Origin of the sequence: Streptomyces prasinopilosus, assembly GCF_001419695.1 — a bacterium.
In the GTDB taxonomy this organism is placed as follows: Bacteria; Actinomycetota; Actinomycetes; order Streptomycetales; family Streptomycetaceae; genus Streptomyces; species Streptomyces prasinopilosus.
In genome coordinates this window covers 1-17,280 of record NZ_LIRG01000149.1, presented here as the reverse complement: position 1 = coordinate 17,280, position 17,280 = coordinate 1, and the positions used below count along the sequence as shown (strand labels likewise).

Genomic DNA, 17,280 nt, shown 5'->3' with positions numbered 1-17,280 from the left:
GCGGCGGCCACAAGCTCGCCGGCGCCCTGGAGGCGTTCGTGCCGCGGGGGCTGGCCGTCCGGGGGCGGCGGGCGCTGGACGCCGGCGCCTCGACCGGCGGTTTCACCGACGTCCTGCTCCGGGCCGGGGCCGCGCACGTGGTCGCCGTGGACGTCGGATACGGACAACTCGCCTGGTCTCTCCGCAACGATGAACGCGTCACCGTCAAGGACCGTACGAACGTGCGGGAGTTGACGCTCGAAGCAATCGATGGGGAGCCTGTGGATCTTGTCGTGGGGGATCTGTCCTTCATCCCGCTCGGGCTGGTCCTGCCCGCCCTGAAGCAGTGCGTGCGGCCGGACGCCGATCTGGTGATGATGGTCAAGCCGCAGTTCGAGGTGGGCAAGGAACGGCTGGGCAGCGGCGGCGTCGTCCGCAGCCCGCAGCTGCGCGCCGAGGCCGTGCGGGCAGTGGCCGCCAGGGCCTGGGAGCTGGGACTGGGGGTGAAGGGCGTGACCGCGAGTCCGCTGCCCGGACCCTCGGGGAACGTCGAGTACTTTCTGTGGTTGCGGTCGGGAGCTCCTGAACTGGACCCGGCCGACGTCGACCGTGCAGTGGCGGAGGGGCCGCGTTGACAACGAACCGAACCCGTACTGTTTTCCTGCTCGCCCACACCGGCCGCCCGGCGGCCATCCGCAGCGCGGAACTCGTGGTCAAGGGACTGCTGCACTCCGGACTCGGGGTGCGGGTGCTGGAGAGCGAGGCGCGGGACCTGCCGCTGCCGGACGAGGTGGAGACCGTCGGGGAGGCCACTCCTGAGTGCCTCGACGGCTGCGAGCTGCTGATCGTGCTGGGCGGCGACGGCACCCTGCTGCGCGGCGCCGAGTTCGCCCGCGCCTCGGGCGTGCCGATGCTCGGCGTGAACCTCGGCAGCGTCGGCTTCCTCGCCGAGGCCGAACGCGACGACCTCGACAAGGTCGTCGACCGGGTGGTGAGCAGGGCGTACGAGGTCGAGGAACGGATGACCGTCGACGTCGTCGTGCACCAGAACGGCACCATCGTGCACACGGACTGGGCGCTGAACGAGGCCGCCGTGCAGAAGGTGTCCGCCGAGCGGATGCTGGAGGTCGTGCTGGAGATCGACGGGCGTCCGGTGACCGGGTTCGGCTGCGACGGCATCGTGTGCGCCACCCCGACCGGATCGACCGCGTACGCGTTCTCCGCCGGCGGGCCCGTGGTGTGGCCCGAGGTCGAGGCGCTGCTGATGGTGCCGATCAGCGCGCACGCCCTGTTCGCCAAGCCGCTGGTGACCTCACCCGACTCGGTGCTCGCGGTGGAGATGCTGCCGCACGTCCCGCCCGGCGTGCTGTGGTGCGACGGGCGCCGGACCGTGGAACTGCCGGCCGGCGCGCGGGTGGAGGTGCGGCGCGGCGCCGTCCCGGTGCGGCTGGCCCGGTTGCACCACGCCTCGTTCACGGACCGGCTGGTGGCGAAGTTCGCCCTGCCGGTCTCGGGATGGCGGGGAGCGCCCCACTAGCACGCGGGTTCCCGCTGTCCGGCCGCCGCCCGCGCCCGTGCCCCGGCCCCGGGACCCGCCCGTGAGCGGGGTCCCGCTCACGGGTGACGACCTGCGGTGTTTCCGTCCGGACGGGGGGCGGCGTCGCACGGCGGGAGGAAAACCTCGTAAGGTCTGGGACGTGTTGGAGGAGATGCGGATACGGTCGCTCGGAGTCATCGACGATGCCGTGGTCGAGTTGTCACCCGGCTTCACCGCAGTCACCGGTGAGACGGGCGCGGGCAAGACCATGGTGGTCACCAGCCTCGGGCTGCTGCTGGGCGGAAGGGCGGACGCCGCCCTGGTGCGGATCGGTGCCAGGAACGCGGTCGTCGAGGGGCGGATCGCCGTGCCCGAGGGCGCCGCGGCCGCCGCGCGCGCGGGAGAGGCCGGGGCCGAGCTCGACGACGGTGCGCTGCTGATCAGCCGTACCGTCTCCGCCGAGGGGCGCTCCCGGGCCCACCTGGGCGGGCGGAGCGTGCCCGTGGGGCTCCTCGCCGAGATCGCCGACGACCTGGTGGCGGTGCACGGGCAGACCGATCAGCAGGGGCTCCTCAAGCAGTCCCGGCAGCGGCAGGCGCTCGACCGGTACGCGGGCGACGCGGTCGCCGGGCCGCTCGCCGGCTACACGGAGGCGTACAAGCGGCTGCGGGCCGTCGCCGCGGAACTCGAGGAACTCACCACCCGCGCGCGCGAACGGGCCCAGGAGGCCGACATGCTGCGCTTCGGGCTCGACGAGATCGCCGCCGTGGAACCCCGCCCCGGCGAGGACGCGGAACTGGCGGAGGAGGCCGAACGGCTCGGGCACGCCGAGGCCCTGGCGTCCGCCGCGTCCCTCGCCCACGCCGCTCTCGCCGGGAACCCGGAGGACCCCGAGGGCATCGACGCGGGAACGCTCGTCGCGGGCGCCCAGCGGGCCCTGGAGGCCGTCCGGGCGCACGATCCGGAACTGGCCGCGCTCGCCGACCGGATCGGCGAGGTCGGCATCCTGCTGCGTGACGTCGCCGGGGACCTCGCCGGGTACGCCGACGACCTGGACGCCGATCCCCTGCGCCTGGCGGCGGTCGAGGAGCGCCGGGCCGCGCTCACCGGGCTCACCCGCAAGTACGGCCAGGACATCGCCGCCGTGCTGGCCTGGGCCGAGGAGGGCGCGGCACGCCTCACCGACCTGGACGGCGACGACGAGCGGATCGAGGAACTCACCGCCGAACGCGACCGGCTGCGGGCCGAACTGGGCGGACTGGCACAGATCCTCTCCCGGGCGCGCACCGAGGCCGCCGAGCGCTTCGCCGCCGCCGTCACCGCGGAACTGGCCTCCCTCGCCATGCCGCACGCACGCGTGTCGTTCGACATCCGGCAGACCGAGGACCCGGACGGCGTCGAGGTCGACGGGCGCACGGTCGCCCACGGCCCGTCGGGCGTCGACGAGGTCGAACTGCTGCTCGCCCCGCACCCCGGCGCGCCGCCCCGGCCCATCGCCAAGGGCGCGTCCGGCGGTGAACTGTCGCGCGTGATGCTGGCCGTGGAGGTCGTGTTCGCCGGGACGGACCCGGTGCCCACGTACCTGTTCGACGAGGTCGACGCCGGTGTCGGCGGCAAGGCGGCCGTCGAGATCGGGCGGCGGCTCGCCAAGCTGGCGAAGAGCGCCCAGGTCGTCGTCGTCACCCATCTGCCGCAGGTGGCCGCCTTCGCGGACCGGCAGCTGCTGGTGGCGAAGACGAACGACGGCACCGTCACCCGGTCCGGGGTGAAGCTGCTCGAAGGGGAGGACCGGATCCGGGAACTGTCGCGGATGCTGGCCGGACAGGAGGACTCCGAGACGGCCCGCGCCCACGCGGAGGAACTCCTGGCGACGGCACGCGCGGACGGCTGACGGGCGACCGGCGGCCCCCGCACGGACGGCTGACGGACCCGGCGGCCGGCCGCCGGGTCGTCCGGGGAGGTGTCGGCCGACCGGAGGCACTTCGTCACTCGTACGGGTGATGTTCTCGGCCGCTCCGCTGCGGGCGGCCGCTCCGGTCGTTGCCGGGATCCCCCCGCCTCCTGGCATGCTTGACCGAGCACGCTTAGGAGACCGTGCGGTCCATCCCTTCCGCACGGTCCTTCTGTACGTTCCTCGGGACCATCCGACCCGAACCGGGAGCCCGGCCACGTGACCCCCGTGAGCATCCACTCACCGCACGGCCGGCCGCCGCTGCGCACCGTGCAGGTGCTGGGCGGCGGCACCGCCGCGACCAGCGCCCACGTGCGCTCGCTGGCCGAAGGGCTCGTCGCGCGGGGCGTGCGGGTCACGGTGTGCGCCCCCACCGAGGCGGAGCACACCCACGACTTCACGGGCGTCGGCGCCGAACACGTGCACGCCCCGCGCAGCAGCGACCCCGGCTCGGTGTCCGCGCTGCGGGCGGCGTGCGCGGACGCGGACCTGGTGCACGCGCACGGACTGCACGCCTCCTTCAGGACCGCGCTCGCCCTCGGCGGGCGGCACACCCCGCTGGTCGTCACCTGGCACGACCGGGCGCACGCCGAGGGTGCCCGCGCGCACGTCCTGCGGCTCATGGAGCGACGGGTCGTCAGGGCGGCCACCGTGGTGCTCGGCACCACCTCCGCCCTGCTCGACCGGGCACGCCGGACCGGAGCGCGGGACGCGAGGCTGGCGGCCGTCGCCTTCCCCGGGCCGCGCACGGCCCCGCGGACGGAGGACCCCGACGGGGCGCGGCTCAAGCTGCTGGCCGAACTCGGCGCCACCGGCCGCCCGTTATTGCTCGCCGCCGGCGCCCTCGAACGGCACCGCGGCCACCACACCCTGCTCGACGCCACCCACGGATGGCGCCGCCTCGAGCCCCAGCCGCTGGTCGCCGTCGCGGGGGAGGGGTCGCTGCGCGGTGAGCTCCAGCGCCGGATCACGGACGAGGACCTGCCGGTCCGGCTCGTCGGAGAGCGCGACGACGTCGCCGACCTGCTGCGGGCCGCCGACCTCGCCCTGCTGCCGAGCCGGCGGGAGGGGCGCCCCGTCCTCGCCCAGCAGGCCCTCCACGCGCGCGTGCCGCTCGTCGCGGCCGACACCGGCGGCATCCCCGAACTGGTCGGCGACGCCGCCGAACTCGTCCCGTACCGCAACGCGCGTGCCCTCGCCGACGCCGTCGTACGACTCCTCGGCGACCCCGCACGCCGGGACGAACTCAGGGCCAGGGGCGCCCGGCAGGCGGCCGGATGGCCGACGGAGGACGAGGCGGTGGCCCAAATCCTCAGCGTCTACGACGAGTTGACGCGGCCCCGGCCCCTGCCCTGAGACCACCGGGCGGGCCCGGCCCGCCCGGCGCGGGCACGGACCGCCGCTCAGCCCCCGTACGCCCCCGACGCCGTCAGGCGCAGGGCCGTGTCGATGAGCGGGACGTGGCTGAAGGCCTGCGGGAAGTTGCCGACCTGGCGCTGGTTGACCGGGTCCCACTCCTCGGCGAGCAGACCGAGGTCGTTGCGCAGGGCCAGCAGCCTCTCGAACAGCCTGCGGGCCTCGTCCACGCGGCCGATCATCGCCAGGTCGTCGGCCATCCAGAACGAGCAGGCGAGGAACGCCCCCTCGTCACCCGGCAGCCCGTCGACACCCTCGTCGGAGCCCTCCGTCGGGTAGCGCAGGATGAAGCCGTCCGGGGTGGACAGCTCCCGCTGGATCGCCTCGATGGTGCCGATCACCCGCTTGTCGTCCGGCGGCAGGAAGCCCACCTGCGGGATCAGCAGCAGCGAGGCGTCCAGCTCCTTCGAGCCGTACGACTGCGTGAACGTGTTGCGTTCCCTGTCGTAGCCCTTCTCGCACACGTCCCGGTGGATGTCGTCGCGCAGCTGCTTCCACCGCTCCAGGGGGCCGTCCGCGTCGCCGGACTCGATGAGCTTGATGGTGCGGTCGACGGCGACCCACGCCATCACCTTGGAGTGCACGAAGTGGCGGCGCGGGCCGCGGACCTCCCAGATGCCCTCGTCCGGCTCCGTCCAGTGCTTCTCCAGGTACTGGATCAGCTTCAGCTGGAGCAGGGACGCGTAGTCGTTGCGGGCCAGGCCCGTCATGTGGGCCAGGTGCAGGGCCTCGGTGACCTCGCCGTACACGTCCAGCTGGAGCTGGTGCGCCGCGCCGTTGCCCACCCGGACCGGGGCCGAGTTCTCGTAGCCCGGCAGCCAGTCCAGCTCCGCCTCGCCGAGCTCGCGCTCACCGGCGATGCCGTACATGATCTGCAGGTTCTCCGGGTCGCCGGCCACCGCGCGCAGCAGCCACTCGCGCCAGGCGCGGGCCTCCTCGCGGTAGCCGGTGCGCAGCAGCGAGGACAGGGTGATCGCCGCGTCCCGCAGCCAGGTGTAGCGGTAGTCCCAGTTGCGGACGCCGCCGATCTCCTCCGGCAGGGAGGTGGTGGGCGCGGCGACGATGCCGCCGGTCGGGGCGTAGGTGAGCGCCTTCAGCGTGATCAGGGAGCGGATCACGGCCTCCCGGTAGGGACCGTGGTACGTACAGTGCTCCACCCACTCCCGCCAGAAGTCCTCCGTCGCCTCCAGCGACTGCTCCGGCTCCGGCAGCGCCGGGGGCTCCTTGTGCGAGGGCTGCCACGACACCGTGAACGCGATCCGGTCACCCGGCGCCACCGTGAAGTCCGAGTACGTCGTCAGCGACTGCCCGTACGTCTCGGCGGGGGTGTCGAACCACACCGAGTCCGGACCCGCGACGGCGACCGTGCGTCCCTCGTGCTTGTGCACCCACGGCACCACCCGGCCGTAGGAGAACCGCATCCGGAGCGCCGAGCGCATCGGCACGCGGCCCGAGACGCCCTCCACGATGCGGATGAGCTGCGGTGCGCCGTCACGCGGGGGCATGAAATCGGTCACCCGGACCGTGCCGCGGTCGGTGTCCCACTCGGACTCCAGGATCAGCGAGTCGCCGCGGTAGCCGCGCCGGGTCGCGGCCGGCGGCCGGGCGTCGGCCGCGTGCGCCGGGCCGATCCGCCAGAAACCATGTTCCTCGGTGCCCAGCAGCCCGGCGAAGATGGCGTGCGAGTCGAAGCGGGGCAGGCACAGCCAGTCCACCGTGCCGTCCCGGCAGACCAGGGCGGCGGTCTGCATGTCTCCGATGAGTGCGTAATCTTCGATGCGCCCGGCCACGTGCAACTCCAGTCGAACGGCCACGTCACCCCGCAAGGGGTTGTCGCTGGTGCGGTCAAGGGGTTTTTGAGATGAGTCGTTGAGCGAGAAAGCAAAGCAGTCGCTCAGCCGTGAATGCAAAGCGCCCATTGTTACTCAACGAACTGACGAGCTGGTGTTGTTCCGGTGAGACGGGCGGGGGTGGTGCCGTTCGGCCGGCCGGGCTCGCCAGCGGGTGTCCGAGCAGGATACGACGCACGTAGAGGGTCTGTGTGCCGCTCCGGCCAACGCGCACCCGCCGAACGGGTGAGCAGGGGGTGAGGAACCCGTGACGGGTCACGGAAGCGTGTCCGCGCATGCGCGGAGCGTGCCCGGACAGCATTGTCCCGTGGCGCTGATACGCTGGTAGCCCGTGGACCGGTGGGCCCCTTCCCCGGAGGGGAAATCCAGAAAAGGGCACCCCCGAACCGCAGCGACGGCGCCGCCGGAGTCCTCCGGCAGCCGGTCGCCCCGCACCCCCAGACCGCGACCACGGGAGCCCCCTCTTGGCCATGCCAAAATCCACGACGACCAAGCACATCTTCGTCACCGGGGGTGTCGCATCCTCGCTCGGCAAGGGGCTGACCGCCTCCAGCCTCGGCATGCTGCTCAAGGCCCGCGGACTGCGCGTCGTCATGCAGAAGCTCGACCCGTACCTCAACGTCGACCCGGGCACGATGAACCCCTTCCAGCACGGTGAGGTCTTCGTCACCAACGACGGGGCCGAGACCGACCTGGACATCGGGCACTACGAGCGCTTCCTCGACCGCGACCTCGACGGCTCCGCCAACGTCACCACCGGCCAGGTCTACTCGACCGTGATCGCCAAGGAACGGCGCGGCGAGTACCTGGGCGACACCGTGCAGGTCATCCCGCACATCACCAACGAGATCAAGCACCGCATCCGCCGCATGGCGACGGACGAGGTCGACGTCGTGATCACCGAGGTCGGCGGCACGGTCGGCGACATCGAGTCGCTGCCGTTCCTGGAGACCGTCCGCCAGGTGCGGCACGAGGTCGGCCGCGACAACGTGTTCGTCGTCCACATCTCGCTCCTGCCCTACATCGGCCCCTCCGGCGAGCTGAAGACGAAGCCGACCCAGCACTCGGTCGCCGCGCTGCGCAACATCGGCATCCAGCCGGACGCGATCGTGCTGCGCTGCGACCGCGAGGTGCCGACCGCGATCAAGCGGAAGATCTCGCTGATGTGCGACGTCGACGAGGCCGCCGTGGTCGCCTGCCCCGACGCCCGGTCGATCTACGACATCCCGAAGGTCGTGCACGCCGAGGGCCTGGACGCCTACGTCGTGCGCAAGCTGGACCTGCCGTTCCGGGACGTGGACTGGACGACCTGGGACGACCTGCTCGACCGGGTCCACAACCCCGACCACGAGATCGTCATGGCCCTGGTCGGCAAGTACATCGACCTGCCCGACGCCTACCTCTCGGTCACCGAGGCACTGCGCGCGGGCGGCTTCGCCAACAAGGCCCGGGTGAAGATCAAGTGGGTCACCTCCGACGACTGCAAGACCCCGGCCGGCGCCCAGGCGCAGCTCGGTGACGTCGACGCGATCTGCATCCCCGGCGGCTTCGGGGACCGCGGTGTGCTCGGCAAGGTCGGCGCGATCCGCTACGCGCGCGAGAACCGGATCCCGCTGCTCGGCCTCTGCCTGGGCCTGCAGTGCATCGTGATCGAGGCGGCCCGCAACCTCGCGGACGTCTCCGACGCCAACTCCACCGAGTTCGACCCGGCCACCTCCCACCCGGTCATCTCCACCATGGCCGAGCAGCTCGACATCGTCGCCGGCGAGGGCGATCTGGGCGGCACGATGCGGCTCGGCATGTACCCGGCGAAGCTGGCCGAGGGCTCGATCGTGCGCGAGGTGTACGACGGCAAGGAGTACGTCGAGGAGCGCCACCGGCACCGCTACGAGGTGAACAACGCCTACCGCGCGGAGCTGGAGAAGAAGGCCGGCATCGTCTTCTCCGGCACCTCCCCGGACGGCAAGCTCGTCGAGTACGTCGAGTACCCGCGCGAGGTCCACCCGTACCTGGTCGCCACCCAGGCGCACCCGGAGCTGCGCTCGCGCCCGACGCGTCCGCACCCGCTGTTCGCGGGCCTCGTCAAGGCCGCGGTGGAGCGGAAGATCTCGAAGTAGCACACCGGTTGTACGGTTGCCGGGGCGTGGAACCCTCGATCGGTGAGCGCCCCGGCCGCCGCCGTACGCCTGCACGTCTGGAAGGACCCCAATGACCGGAACGACCATCAAGGACACCCCGGAGGAGTGGGAGGTCCGGGCGACCAGGACGCCCTTCGTCGGCAACAAGACCTCCGTGCGCACCGACGACGTGGTCATGCCCAACGGGACCGTGGTCCACCGCGACTACCAGGTCCACCCCGGTTCCGTGGCCGTCCTCGCCCTCGACGACGCCGACCGCGTGCTGGTCCTGCGCCAGTACCGGCACCCCGTGCGCCACAAGCTGTGGGAGATCCCGGCCGGCCTGCTCGACGTCCCCGGCGAGAACCCGCTGCACGCCGCCCAGCGGGAGCTGTACGAGGAGGCGCACGTCAAGGCCGAGGACTGGCGGGTGCTGACCGACGTCTACACCACCGCCGGCGGCTGCGACGAGGCCGTACGGATCTTCCTGGCCCGGGGCCTGTCCGAGGCCGAGGGCGACCGCTTCGAGGTCGAGGACGAGGAGTCGGACATGGAACTGGCCCGGGTGTCCGTCACGGACCTGGTCCGCGGCGTGCTGGCCGGCGAACTGCACAACAACTGCCTTGTGGTGGGCGTGCTTTCGCTCGTGGCCGCGCGCAACGGGGACGGACTCGACGCGCTGCGTCCGGCCGGGGCGCCGTGGCCCGCCCGCCCGTTCGAGGCCTGAACCGCCCCGTTCCCCTTGCGATGTGACCATCGGCTGATCCGATCGGGGGATGCGTCCGCCGTGCTCCACACGGAACGTAGCAGAGCGTGAACTAGGCTCTGGAAGACGCCCGATCCGGAGTCCCGGCGGGCCGGCGTGTGCGGTGGGACGGGAGTGTGGCCCGTGACGGACCAGGCGGTGGACACGGACGGCGTGCGGCTCTCCCGCGACGTTGCCGCGGAGACCCGGTTCCTGGGCCGCACCAGGGAGCTGAAGGAGCTCCGGGCCGACATCGAGCGCGCCGGGCTCGACACCCTCTCCGGCCGCAAGGCCCCCCGCGCCCGGGTGCTGCTCATCGCGGGCCGGCCCGGCTCCGGCCGGACGACGCTCGGTGAGGAACTCGTCCGCCAGGTCGCCGACCGCTACCCCGACGGGGTGCTGCGCGCCCGGCTGAGCGAACCCGACGGCACGCGCGTGCCCGTCGAGCGCTCCGCGCGGGAACTGCTCGGGGCGCTCGGGACGCCCGCCCCGGCCGGAGCCGACGAGGACCACCTCGCCGGGACGCTGCGGAGCGCCCTGGCCGGCCGCCGGGTCCTGCTCCTGCTGGACGACGCGGCCGACGCCGAGCAGGTCGACGCCCTGCTGCCGGACAACCCCGACTGCCTGGTGGTCGCCATCTCCCAGGGCCCGCTGACCGGCATCTCCGACGTCCGCCCCTGCACCCTCGGCGGCCTCGACACCAAGTCCGCCGTGGAACTGCTGTCCCGGATCGCCGGCCCGGTCCGCGTCACCGTCGACCCGCGGGCCGCGGAGGGACTGGCCGAACACTGCCAGGGACAGCCCGCCGCCCTGGTCCTGGCCGGCGGCTGGCTGGCCGCCCGGCCCAAGGCCGCCGTCGCCGACCTCGCCAGACACCTGCGCGCCGGGGCCGACGAGGGCGCCGTGACCGGCCGTGCCCTGCGGCTGGTGCACGACGGACTGCCCGCGCCCGCCGCCCGGACCCTGCGTCTGCTGAGCCTCGCCCCGGCCGGCCTGGTCGATCCGCACACCGCCTCCGCGCTCGCGGGATGCTCGGTGAGCAGCGCGCGCACCACCCTGGACGACTTCGTCTCCGTGGGGCTGCTGCACGCCGTGGAGAGCCCGCTGCCGCAGTACGAGGTGCCCGGCTGCCTGCACCCCCTGCTGGCGGGCCTCGCCGAGACCCACGAACGGCCCGGGGAACTCCAGCTGGCCCGCGCCCGCATGCTGGAACGGACCGTACGGCTGCTCCAGTCGTGCAGGGCCATCACCGAGACCGACAGCCTCCGGGCGCGCGAGAAACTCCTCGGGACGCCGCGCTCCCTGCGCTTCGCCAGCCCCCGCGACGCCGCCGACTGGCTGAGCGCCCGCCGGCCCGCCCTGCTGGCCTCGGCCCGCCTCGCGGTCGCCGACGGGACCCTGGACACCCTGGCCCGCCGCCTGATGGCCCAGCTGGTGCGCGCCATGGTGGCCCACTTCGGCACCCGGGCCGCCGCGGGCGACCTCTACGGCATCCACCACCTGGTCCTCGACGTGGCCGAGCGCCGGAGACTTCCCCGCGAGCAGGCCGCGGCCCTGCTGAACCTCGGCGACCTCGACGCCCGCACCGGCCGCACGGCCGAGGCGCTGGCGCGCTACCGGGCCGCGCTGGACGCCGGCCGCGCGGCGAACGATCCGTACGCGACCGGCCGCGCGACGGAGTCCGTGGGGGGCGCCCACCTGGAACTCGGCGACTTCGACCGGGCCGCCGACTGGTTCGGCCGGGCCCTGGCCGAGCGGCTCGCCCAGGGCGAGCGCGCGGACGCCGCCCGCCTGTACGGCCGGATCGCCGCCGCCCACACCTACGCCGGCCGCTACGGCGAGGCGCTGCGGAACTGGCGGGCGGCGGTCGCCGGGCACCGGAAGAACGGCGACCTGGCCGCCCGGGCGCGCGCGCTGAGCGAACTGGCCCGGGTCCAGGAGTACGCGGGCCGCCCCGAGGATTCGCTGCGCACCTGCCGGGAGGCGGTGGAGTGGGCCCGGCGGGCCGAGGACACCCGGCTGCAGGCCGCGCTGCACCTGCGGCTCGCCGACACCTTCGACCACCTGGGGGACCCCGCGTCGGCCGCGCTGCACCGGAGCTCGGCGGAGCGGATGCTGGGAGAAGAGGCCCAGGAGACCGGAGGCGGCCCGGAACGAGAAGGCGACACCTGTGAAACCGGTGGATCCATCGCGGAAGTTTGATGCTTTGCAAGGCTGCGCGACGGGAAGACCTTCATCAAGGAGGTCCCGCCGCGCCTCCTCCGCGGTCTCCCCCGGTGCGCACGCGTGCGCCCGGGCAGGTGCGGCACCACCTCGTACCCCGAGCCAAGGACCGTGATCGATGTGAAGGTCGGCATTCCCCGCGAGGTCAAGAACAACGAGTTCCGGGTGGCCATCACCCCCGCCGGCGTGCACGAACTGGTGCGCCACGGCCATCAGGTCGTCATCGAGCACGGCGCCGGTGCGGGCTCCTCGATCCCGGACGGCGAGTACGTCGCCGCGGGCGGGCAGATGCTCGGCACCGCCGACGAGGTGTGGGCCGCCGCCGACCTGCTGCTGAAGGTGAAGGAGCCCGTCGCCGAGGAGTACCACCGGCTGCGCAAGGACCAGACCCTCTTCACCTACCTGCACCTGGCCGCCTCCCGGGAGTGCACGGACGCCCTCCTGGCCTCCGGCACCACCGCCGTCGCCTACGAGACCGTCGAGCTGCCCGGCCGCGCGCTGCCGCTGCTCGCCCCCATGTCCGAGGTCGCCGGTCGGCTGTCCACCCAGGTCGGCGCCTACCACCTGATGCGGGCCGGCGGCGGCCGGGGCGTGCTGCCCGGCGGGGTCCCCGGGGTGCCGGCCGGCCGGGCCGTCGTCATCGGCGGGGGCGTCTCCGGCTGGAACGCCGCGCAGATCGCCGTCGGCATGGGCTTCCACGTGACCCTGCTCGACAAGGACATCGACAAGCTCCGGGAGGCGGACCGGGTCTTCGGCACGAGGATCCAGACCGTCGTCTCCAACACCTTCGAGCTGGAGAAGGCCTGCCTCGAGGCCGACCTCGTGATCGGCGCCGTGCTGATCCCCGGCGCCAGGGCGCCGAAGCTGGTCACCGACGACCTCGTCGCGCGGATGAAGGAGGGGAGCGTCCTCGTCGACATCGCGATCGACCAGGGAGGCTGCTTCGAGGACTCCCGCCCGACCACGCACGCCGAGCCGACCTTCACGGTCCACGGCTCGGTCTTCTACTGCGTCGCCAACATGCCCGGCGCCGTGCCCAACACCTCCACCTACGCGCTCACCAACGCCACGCTGCCGTACATCGTCGAACTCGCGGACCACGGCTGGAGGCAGGCGCTGCGCCGCGACCCCGCGCTCGCCAAGGGCCTCAACACGCACGACGGCGAGGTCGTCCACCGGGAGGTGGCCGCGGCACACGGTCTGGAGCACGTCGAACTCGCCGAACTGCTCCGCTGAACGGCCGCGCCGCCGGGCCGGGCCGGCCCCGCGCGGCCGCCCCCGGACCGGCGCCCGGAGACCGCCTCCGGACGCCAAGTCGACCAAGTCACCGACCGGAAAAGGCGATACGTCAACTTCCGCCGTCAACGTCGTGCGTCCGGAGCCACCTTGCCCGTCGGGCACGGCGAGATGTGTGTATGGTCACTTCACGAATCGCGGGCAACTCGCCTCGAACGTACCCCTTCCACCGATTCGCACACCGGTGAAACCTGCCATGCGACGGCCGTACGCCCTTGACAGAGGGATGTTTCATTGTCGACACATCCGGCCGGGTCCGGCGGATTGTGTTGCTGCGGACCGCCGACACGCCATAGAGTCGCCAACCGTCGGCATGATGCCACGCTGACCTGTCTAGAAGTTTCCTGGTCACCAAGGAGGTAAGACGACTTGTGAATGAGTCGACATTTACTCCCGGGGGTGGTCACCCAGGAATGACTGCACGGGGGCGAGGTCCCGCGGAGTCCGCTCCTTCCGGCTCCGTCGCCGTGCGCGCCTTCGTACCCCATCAGATCCAGCAGGCGACTCCCACTGCACACCAGAGCATGGATGGCCATCACGTGAACGCCATGGCCGGCGACGGAAGTGGCGCGCCCCACAACCAATTCGCCGACTACGACGAACTGCCCGAGGGGCACTTCTACGATCCCGACGCCGAGTACGAGCCGGATCCCGAGTACGCGGCCACCCTCGCGCCCGACGCGGCCCGCCAGCGCCGCGAGCGCGTCGGCCCGACCGGACGTCCGCTGCCGTACTTCCCGATCCCGGGCCCGCTGGCCGACCACGGCCCCGCGAAGATCATCGCGATGTGCAACCAGAAGGGCGGCGTCGGCAAGACCACGTCGACCATCAACCTGGGCGCCGCGCTCGCGGAGTACGGACGCCGGGTGCTGCTCGTCGACTTCGACCCGCAGGGCGCGCTGTCGGTCGGCCTCGGCGTCAACCCGATGGAACTCGACCTCACCGTCTACAACCTGCTCATGGAGCGGGGCATGGCGGCCGACGAGGTCCTGCTGAAGACGGCGGTCCCCAACATGGACCTGCTGCCCAGCAACATCGACCTGTCGGCGGCCGAGGTCCAGCTGGTCTCCGAGGTCGCCCGCGAGTCGACGCTGCAGCGCGCGCTGAAGCCGCTCATGGACGACTACGACTACATCGTGATCGACTGCCAGCCCTCGCTCGGCCTGCTCACGGTCAACGCGCTGACGGCCGCGCACAAGGTGATCGTGCCGCTGGAGTGCGAGTTCTTCGCGCTGCGCGGGGTGGCCCTGCTGACCGAGACCATCGAGAAGGTCCAGGAGCGGCTCAACCCCGAGCTGGAGCTCGACGGGATCCTCGCCACGATGTACGACTCGCGCACGGTGCACAGCCGCGAGGTGCTCGCGCGGGTCGTCGAGGCCTTCGACGACCACGTCTACCACACGGTCATCGGGCGCACGGTCCGCTTCCCGGAGACCACCGTCGCCGGTGAGCCGATCACCACGTACGCGTCCAACTCCGTCGGTGCCGCCGCCTATCGCCAGCTCGCCAGGGAGGTGCTCGCCCGGTGTCACGCCGAGTGAGTCTGCCGGGGGCCGACGAACTCTTCCGTACGACAGGGGGGATGGCACTCCAGGCGTCCACGCCCAGGCGCCAGGCCCACGGCGAGGGCCGGGTCCCCGCCCCCGCGGGGGAGAGCGACGCGGCCGCGGCCCAGGAGGACACCCCGCAGTCGGTGCCCGCGCAGGGCGGTGACGGCGGGGGCGCCGAGCACGTCGCGGCGGACGCGGAGCCGGCCGAAGCGGGCGAGTCCCGCAGCCGCGCCGCGCCGGAGCGCTCCGCGCGAAGGCCGGGGACGGCGGAGGGACCGGCCGCGGAGGCGGCCCCCCGCAAGCGCGCGAGGGCGGCGGCACGCCGGCCCAGCGGCCGCGAGCGGCACGACGAGAAGATCACGGTGTACGTGTCCGCCGAGGAGCTCATGGACCTCGAGCACGCCCGTCTGGTGCTCCGGGGCGAGCACGGGCTGGCCGTCGACCGGGGCAGGATCGTCCGCGAGGCGGTCGCCGTGGTCCTCGCCGACCTGGAGTCCCGCGGGGACGCCAGCATCCTCGTACGACGTCTGCGCGGACGGTAGCGGTAGCCTGCGGAGGCCATGACCTCGAACGACACCCCCGCCGGCCGCCGCCTGCGGCCCGGCCGCCGTCGCGCGCTGGGCCGGGGGCCGCAGGGCGCGCCACCGGTGGCACCGCCCGCGGAGGCGGGGGCGGAACCGGACGCGGGCCCGTCGTCCGGGCCGGCGCCCGAGGGTCCCGGGACGGACGGCGCACCGGCCGCCGGGCCCCCGGCGGCCGGCCCGGAGGACGACGGCGTGGGGACGCGCGGCCCGGAGCCCGCCGAGGGGGACCCGGGGCCCGGTGGAGCCGGGACGGCCGGCGGGACCGCGGGATCCGGAACGGCGGAGGCGGCAGCGGCGGCCGAGGCCGCGGAGGAGGAGGACGGCGGCCGGTTCAAGGTCCGGCTGTCGAACTTCGAGGGACCGTTCGACCTGCTGCTCCAGCTGATCTCCAGGCACAAGCTGGACGTCACCGAGGTCGCGCTGTCCAGGGTGACCGACGAGTTCATGGCGTACATCCGGGCGCTGGGACCCGACTGGGACCTGGACGAGACGACCGAGTTCCTGGTCGTCGCGGCCACGCTGCTCGACCTCAAGGCGGCCCGCCTGCTGCCCGCCGCCGAGGTGGAGGACGAGGCCGACCTCGCCCTGCTGGAGGCCCGGGACCTGCTGTTCGCCCGCCTGCTCCAGTACCGCGCGTACAAGCGGATCGCGGAGATCTTCGGCATGCGGCTGGACGCGGAGGCCCGGCGCCGCCCCCGTACCGTGGGGCTCGAGCCCCACCACGCCGAGCTGCTCCCCGAGGTCGTCATCAGCATCGGCGCGGAGGGGTTCGCCCGGCTCGCCGTCAAGGCGATGCAGCCCAGGCCCGAGCCGCAGGTGTACGTCGACCACATCCACGCACCGCTGGTCAGCGTGCAGGAGCAGGCCGGGATCATGGTCGCGCGGCTGAGGGAACTCGGCGAGGCCAGTTTCGGGGCCCTGACCGAGGACACGGACGACACCCTGACCGTCGTCGCCCGGTTCCTCGCGCTCCTGGAGCTGTACCGGGAGAAGGCCGTCGCCCTCGACCAGGAGAGCGCGCTCGGCGAGCTGACCGTGCGCTGGACCGGCGGGGACGGGGACGCCGCCCCCGCGGTCACCGACGAGTTCGACCGGCCGCCCGAAGCACCGGAAGAACCACCGAAGGAGGAGGGGTGAGCACAGCGTGACCGAGGACACAGCAGGCGTTCCCGCGGGCCCGCGCACCGTCGCGGACCTCGAACTCGGGCCGGCGCTGGAGGCCGTCCTCATGGTCGTGGACGAGCCCGCGACCGAGGAGCGGCTGGCGAAGATCCTGGAACGGCCCCGGCGGCAGGTCGCGGACGCGCTGCGGGCGCTGGCCGACGAGTACGCCGTCCAGGGGCGGGGCTTCGAGCTGCGGCTCGTCGCCGGCGGCTGGCGTTTCCACAGCCGCCCCGAGTACGCCGCGGCCGTCGAGGCCTTCGTCCTGGACGGCCAGCAGGCCCGGCTCACCCAGGCGGCCCTGGAGACCCTCGCCGTGGTCGCCTACCGCCAGCCGGTCAGCCGCGGCAGGGTCTCCGCCGTGCGCGGGGTGAACTGCGACGGGGTCATGCGCACCCTGCTGCAGCGCGGTCTGGTCGAGGAGGCGGGCACGGAACCCGAAACAGGTGCGATCCTGTACACGACGACGAACTACTTCCTGGAGCGGATGGGCCTGCGCGGTCTGGACGAGCTCCCGGAGCTCGCGCCCTTCCTCCCGGAGGCGGAGGCGATCGAGGCCGAGACGCTGGAAGGGGTCCCGTCGTTCGATCCGGACGCCCCGGATTCCGAGGACGCAGACGACAAGACGGAACTGTGATGCGAAGCAGCAGCGGCAGGAACAGCAGCGGAAACAACGGCGGGAGCCGTGGTGGCAACAGCGGCGGCCGCGGCGGGAGCGGCGGTGGCCGCGGTGGTCACCGCGACGCCGGGAACAACCGCGACGACCGGCAGGGCGGTCGTCCGAAGAAGCCGCGCCCGGAGGAGCGGCGCTACGACGTGGGCCCCGGCGCCACCCATGAGGGCCCCAAGTCGGGCCGCGGGCCCGCGGCCC

At 73.1% G+C, this 17,280-nt stretch carries 13 protein-coding genes and 1 pseudogene; 13 read left to right on the top strand and 1 reads right to left on the bottom strand.

Annotated elements, in window-relative coordinates; all coding sequences use genetic code 11:
* From AOK18_RS07645 to AOK18_RS07630, 4 genes are all read left to right on the top strand, one after another.
* Positions 1 to 614: TlyA family RNA methyltransferase (locus AOK18_RS07645; RefSeq protein WP_055573840.1), on the top strand; the 614-nt coding region annotated here is incomplete at its 5' end.
* A complete protein-coding gene (locus AOK18_RS07640; RefSeq protein ID WP_055573839.1) occupies positions 611 to 1,516 on the top strand; it encodes an NAD kinase in 906 nt (301 codons plus the stop codon). The genes AOK18_RS07645 and AOK18_RS07640, both read left to right, overlap by 4 nt.
* A gap of 172 nt (positions 1,517 to 1,688) precedes the next feature.
* Complete coding sequence (recN, locus tag AOK18_RS07635) at positions 1,689 to 3,407, top strand: DNA repair protein RecN (protein ID WP_055693825.1); 1,719 nt, start codon at positions 1,689 to 1,691, stop codon at positions 3,405 to 3,407.
* Positions 3,408 to 3,686: 279 nt separating this feature from the next.
* Entirely contained in the window at positions 3,687 to 4,823 is a 1,137-nt protein-coding gene (locus AOK18_RS07630; protein ID WP_055693824.1) for a glycosyltransferase family 4 protein, read from the top strand.
* Positions 4,824 to 4,870: 47 nt separating this feature from the next.
* Here the strand turns inward: AOK18_RS07630 and AOK18_RS07625 are convergent, their stop codons facing one another.
* A complete protein-coding gene (locus tag AOK18_RS07625; RefSeq protein WP_055573837.1) occupies positions 4,871 to 6,673 on the bottom strand; it encodes a glycoside hydrolase family 15 protein in 1,803 nt (600 codons plus the stop codon).
* A 530-nt stretch (positions 6,674 to 7,203) separates the two neighbouring features.
* Between AOK18_RS07625 and AOK18_RS07620 the strand changes: the two genes are divergently transcribed.
* From AOK18_RS07620 to AOK18_RS30445, 9 genes and pseudogenes are all read left to right on the top strand, one after another.
* On the top strand, positions 7,204 to 8,850 hold the full coding sequence (locus AOK18_RS07620) for a CTP synthase (RefSeq protein ID WP_055573836.1): 1,647 nt from the start codon (positions 7,204 to 7,206) through the stop codon (positions 8,848 to 8,850).
* 91 nt (positions 8,851 to 8,941) lie between these two features.
* Positions 8,942 to 9,577, top strand: coding sequence for an NUDIX domain-containing protein (locus tag AOK18_RS07615; RefSeq protein ID WP_055573835.1), 636 nt, complete (start codon positions 8,942 to 8,944; stop codon positions 9,575 to 9,577).
* A gap of 162 nt (positions 9,578 to 9,739) precedes the next feature.
* Entirely contained in the window at positions 9,740 to 11,797 is a 2,058-nt protein-coding gene (locus AOK18_RS07610) for a tetratricopeptide repeat protein (RefSeq protein WP_055693823.1), read from the top strand.
* A gap of 132 nt (positions 11,798 to 11,929) precedes the next feature.
* Positions 11,930 to 13,054, top strand: coding sequence for an alanine dehydrogenase (ald, locus tag AOK18_RS07605; protein WP_055573833.1), 1,125 nt, complete (start codon positions 11,930 to 11,932; stop codon positions 13,052 to 13,054).
* Between the two features lie 599 nt (positions 13,055 to 13,653).
* Positions 13,654 to 14,655 (top strand): ParA family protein, encoded by a 1,002-nt coding sequence (locus AOK18_RS07600; protein WP_420865583.1) that lies wholly within the window; start codon positions 13,654 to 13,656, stop codon positions 14,653 to 14,655.
* A gap of 41 nt (positions 14,656 to 14,696) precedes the next feature.
* Entirely contained in the window at positions 14,697 to 15,206 is a 510-nt protein-coding gene (locus AOK18_RS07595) for a hypothetical protein (RefSeq protein WP_055573831.1), read from the top strand.
* A gap of 18 nt (positions 15,207 to 15,224) precedes the next feature.
* Positions 15,225 to 16,385 (top strand): segregation and condensation protein A, encoded by a 1,161-nt coding sequence (locus AOK18_RS07590; protein WP_055693822.1) that lies wholly within the window; start codon positions 15,225 to 15,227, stop codon positions 16,383 to 16,385.
* A 7-nt stretch (positions 16,386 to 16,392) separates the two neighbouring features.
* Complete coding sequence (gene scpB, locus AOK18_RS07585) at positions 16,393 to 17,046, top strand: SMC-Scp complex subunit ScpB (RefSeq protein WP_055573892.1); 654 nt, start codon at positions 16,393 to 16,395, stop codon at positions 17,044 to 17,046.
* Positions 17,046 to 17,280: pseudogene (locus tag AOK18_RS30445) on the top strand (pseudouridine synthase); the annotation flags it as partial. The gene scpB and the pseudogene AOK18_RS30445, both read left to right, overlap by 1 nt.